We start from the raw sequence: 5,241 nt of genomic DNA, 5'->3' as shown, positions 1-5,241 counted from the left end.
TTCCAATTTTTTATGGGTAGCCACTAAGTTTTTACTCATGGAAGAAAATTTTCCCCCAGTAAATAGATTTATTTTGCCTTGTAACCCTATATATAATTCTTTTTGAGTTACCTCATCCAGTACCTTAGCTTGTAATGGTTGTTTTCCTTGATTGATACTATATTTTCCTACTAAAGCAAGGGAAGGATAATGATTACTTTGATTTGATGAAATAGCTTTTTCTGCTATTAGTAAATCGTACTGCATTTTTAAAATATCAAGATTATTTTGCATAGAAATATCAATAATATTATCACTATTTTGATTTAATTTAATCTGAGCAAACGTTTTTTTAAGAGTAGAAGAAGGCTTAATTTCTGTATTAACAAATTTATTTAAAACATCCATCTTAATATCTAAATCATTAGCCGCTCCTATTTCTTCGGCTAATACAGCATCATATTTGGCAATTATTTCTTCTAAATCTATTCTATTTGCTTGCCCTACTTTAAATTTTTTACTAACTTCTGCTTCTTGTTCTTTATAGAATTGTTTTTTAGTCTGAATAAATCGAAACTTATCCATAGCTAATAACACATCAAAATAATTCTTAATGGCATTAAGAATAAGAGTATTTTTAGCTATATCTAAATCTATTCTAGCCTGTTCTGCTAATAATTTAGCTTTACCATATTCTGCTATGGCTTGCATATTAAAAATCGGTTGCATTATATCTAATTCTATAGCCTTATTAATACTATCATATTGATTATTACCTACAGAATTGTCCTTATAAGACATATCTTTACTACTTCTACCAAAAGAACCACTAATATCAACACTAGGTAATACATAAGATAAAGCTATATCATTATAACTATGTGTAGCATTATACTGCTCTATATCTGCTTGATATTGGTAGCTATTGTCAAGTGCTTTATACACTGTTTCTACTAGATTGGTAGCATAAGAAATATTACTTATATTTAATAATAAACCTACAATTATAGATATCTTATACATAACTAATTGCCGACCTTTCTCTGCATACGTTTCTCTAGTGCACTTTCAATTATTAAATAAACCACAGGAATTACTACTAAAGTTAATACTGTAGAGGAAATCATCCCACCAATTACTGCTACTGCTAAAGGAGCATTTAATTCAGACCCCGAACCTGTTGCTATGGCTGCCGGAAGCATAGATAGTATAACTGTTAATGATGTCATTAAAATTGGACGTAATCTAATAGGACATGCTTCATTCAAAGCCTGTAATACACTTTTACCCTCAGATCTAAACTGATTAGTAATATCTATTAATAAGATTGCATTTTTAGCAACTAACCCCACTAATAACACAAAACCTATCATAGAAAAAATATTTAAAGAGTGATTAAAGAGATATAATCCTAAAACACCTCCGAAAATAGCTAAGGGCTCTGCAAGCATAATATAAAGCGGTTGAATAAATGAATTAAATTGACTAGCTAAAACCATATATAATAGACCAATTGCCAATGCAAACACTATTAACATTCCAATGGTTGCCTTCTCCAATTCTTTTCCTTCCCCGCCTATTTCAATTGCAAAACCAGGAGGCAAATCCTGTATTTCTTTATTAAGAATAACCATTGCATCTCCTAGGGCAACTTCCGGATTTATTCCGAATGATGCACTATATTGTAAATTAGTTTTAGTTATAGTTAAAGGACTAAGACGCTCTTTTGAGGTTACTAAATTATCTAATCTTACTAACTCTTTAGACGGCGTTTGGATATAAATTTTGCTTAGATCGGAGAGGTTATTAAAATCACTATCCTTAGCTTTTAATTTAATATCATATCTATCAGTATATCCTGTTTCATAGTTAAATTTACCAATAATTAACCCCCCTATGGAGACACTAATAGCATTTCCTATATCCACTGCTTTTAAGCCCAATAAAGAAATCTTATCCCTATCTAAATTAAATACTGCCTGTGGTAGATTATTATTTAATTTTAAATTTACAGACCCCATCTCAGGATATTTTTTTAACTTGTCGCGTAAGATTATAGCTTGTTGATATACCTTATTAAAATTTGGACCTTTTAAATAAAATTGTAATTTCTCTCCACCCCCCGCAGAAGCTAAATTATATACATATGTATCTACACCTATCACTTGGGATATTTCTTTTTTAACAATGTCCTGTAATTGAAATTGGCTTAATGTTCTCTGATTAGTCTCAACCAAATAAACATTTATAGTTCCCTCGCTAGTAGGTGCTTTACGCTGCCCTACGGTAACCATTATACCCTTAACTTCCTTATGTTGCTTTATAATTGTCTCTATTTCACGCATTTTACTCTCCGTATAATAAATACTAGACCCTATAGGAGCTACAACATTAATAGAAAAAGTACTTTCATCTCCACTAGGTACAAAGTCTTGACCCACCTTACCAAAGAAATAAAAACTAGACATAAACAATCCAACAGCTAAAAGTATCACAATAAATTTGTTATTCAAGGACTTATCTAAAAGATTTTTATAAAAATCTTCTAATTTAAGAAAGAGATATTCAAAAAACTTTGATACTCTTCCGGGATTATGATCTATTTTTAAAAATCTGGAGCATAACATAGGAGTTACTATAATTGATACAAAGAACGATATTATTACTCCGAAAGTTACCACTACTGCAAAAGATTTAAAGAATCTCCCGATAATTCCTTCCATAAAAATTACCGGACCAAAAATTGACATTAATGATAAAGTAGCAGCTAACACAGCAAAAACTATTTGATTACTTCCTTCAACAGCTGCCTGTACTCGATTCATTCCTTCTTCCATCTTTCGATAGATGTTCTCTAAAACCACAATTGCATCATCTACCACCACTCCTATTAATAATAGCAATGCTAATAAGGTAATTGTATTAAAAGTGTAACCTAAAAAATATATTACGGTAATTGCACCTAATAAAGATACCGGAATAGCAACTGCTATTATTGCTGTCGAAGTTAAATTTCTTAAAAATAACAATACAATAATAGCAGTTAAAAAAGTTCCTAAATATAAATGTTCTTTTAGAGATCCAACAATTGCTCTAATATAATTAACATCATTAGATACAATTTCTAAATGTAGTCCTGCTTCTAAATTAGGAATTAACATAGTATTAAGACGAACTAATAATTCTTTTTCAATATCAAATGCTGAAGAAGTAGCAGTTTTAGTAATACCTATAGAGAGAGAACGTTTAGAGTTATAAAAAGAGGAACTGGTATAATCAGCTAACCCATCTACAACTGTGGCAACATCTTTAATTCTGATAATATTGTTATTATTAGCTTTAATAATTAAGTTATTTAACTGTTCAATTGAATGAAATTCTAAATCCAATTTAATTGAAAGTTGTTGATTTTTCCCTACTAAATTTCCACCGGGCAGTTGAATATGCTCATTTTTAAAGGCAACTATCAGTTCATTAATACCAATACCGTAAGAAGCTAATTTTTGCATATCAACTTCTATTCTAATTATTCTATCTAAACCACCAGTTATTGTTATTTCTGAAATTCCGGTTATTGTTTCTAACTTTTTCTTAACAACATTCTTAGCATACAAACTTAATTGCTGTAAGGTTCTATCCCCATATAAAACTAACCACATGATTGGTTCTCCACTGATATCTCTTTTGTAAATTCCTGGAGGATCAGTATCATCCGGCAAACTTCTGGTTGCCTGCCCAACTTTGGCTTGAACTTCTGCAAATGCTACATCTACATCTTTCTCTAATTCAAAAATAACCGCTACTAGGGATAAACCATCCGAAGATTGTGAGATAATAGTATCTACACCTCCAATCCCATTTACTTCTGCTTCTAAAACGGAGGTTATACTTTTATCTATTACCTCTGCTGTTGCCCCATTTTGAGTAGTAATAATAGTTAATGCCGGAAAATTTATTTGAGGAAATTTATCTATACCAATTCTAAAGTAACTTACAATGCCAAATAACATAATTCCTATGGCAAACATATATCCAAAAACATGTTTACGAACTGATAGCTCCGGTAGTGTCATTTTACTATACCTATTAATTTAATTTTTTATTATGTCAATTTATTGTGCTGTAGTAGTAACAATTCTCACATCAGCACCGTTAGCTAGAACTCCAGCACCGTCTAGTGCTATTACCTCATTATTTTTGAGTCCAGTCAAAATTTCAACATTATCATTTTGGTACACTCCAAGAGTAACAGGTCTTTCATTGGCTTTATTATTTTTTATCACATACACAATTCTACCTTTTTCACGTAATACTATAGAATCCTGTGGTATTAAGATAGCTTTCAGTTTAGTTTCTACTAGTATGGAAGTATCTACAGTACCTCCTGGTTTTAATCCTACAGGTTTAACAAGTTCAATAATAACCTCAACAGACCTGTTACCTGTTGAAATCACCGGTTTTACTTCTTTAACCACTGATAATAGCTCTTTATTTAATCCTCTTGGTTTTAAAATAACCTTTTGACCTTTTTTTAGCATCGTAAAAATATTTTCTGGAAAAGAGGCTATTACTAATAATTTTGAATTATCCACTATTTCAAACATATTAGTTCCAACATTTACAAAATCTCCCCTAGACATGGTTCTATTTTGTAAAATACCATCAATTGGGGAAATTACTTGAGCTTTATTTTTTTGAATTAAGACATTAGATAAAACTGCCTCGGCATTTTTTAGTTGATCTTTACTTCCTTCTACATCGGATAGTGCCTGATCTAAAGCTGATTGTGATATAAAATCATCTTTTCTTAATTCTTTATATCTTTTTACAGTTTTTTCTTGGTTAGCTATAATCGATTTTATTCTACTAACCTCTGCCTGCTGAGAAAGAATTTTATTAGCTACTTCTTTACTATCAATTATAGCTAAAATTTGCCCTTTCTTTAGGGTATCTCCGATTTCAACTTTTACTTGTTCTACTTGTCCGGCAACTTCTGAAGCAACTTTAGCAGTATTTAAATTATAAATAGTTCCTACGGAATTTTCATAAATATCCACAGCAACCTCGGTCACATTAAAAACCGTAATAGGAGTAGATTTTACCGCCATCCCTGAATTTGTTTTAGGCTCTAAAGTAGTGTTGGGTGTAGTTTTACTAGTAGAAACCAATCTTTTTCCTAAAAAACTAATCACCACCACCAATATTATAATTATTATGACTATAACTTTAAAATTAAATATTTTAGAAGTTAATTTATTAACC

At 30.6% G+C, this 5,241-nt stretch carries 3 protein-coding genes; all 3 read right to left on the bottom strand.

Going from position 1 to position 5,241, the window contains the following annotated elements:
* Positions 1-1,002 (bottom strand): TolC family protein (locus tag ACQCX0_RS05990; protein WP_462563264.1); only part of this gene is annotated, 1,002 nt, incomplete at its 3' end.
* Between the two features lie 2 nt (positions 1,003-1,004).
* On the bottom strand, positions 1,005-4,052 hold the full coding sequence (locus ACQCX0_RS05985; protein ID WP_462563263.1) for an efflux RND transporter permease subunit: 3,048 nt from the start codon (positions 4,050-4,052) through the stop codon (positions 1,005-1,007).
* A 39-nt stretch (positions 4,053-4,091) separates the two neighbouring features.
* A partial coding sequence (locus ACQCX0_RS05980; protein ID WP_462563262.1) for an efflux RND transporter periplasmic adaptor subunit occupies positions 4,092-5,241 on the bottom strand: 1,150 nt, incomplete at its 5' end.

The sequence above is a fragment of the Candidatus Hepatincolaceae symbiont of Strigamia maritima genome, assembly GCF_055505085.1.
The sequence above is the reverse complement of the archived record's forward strand: the minus strand, read 5'-3'. Positions and strand labels throughout refer to the sequence as shown.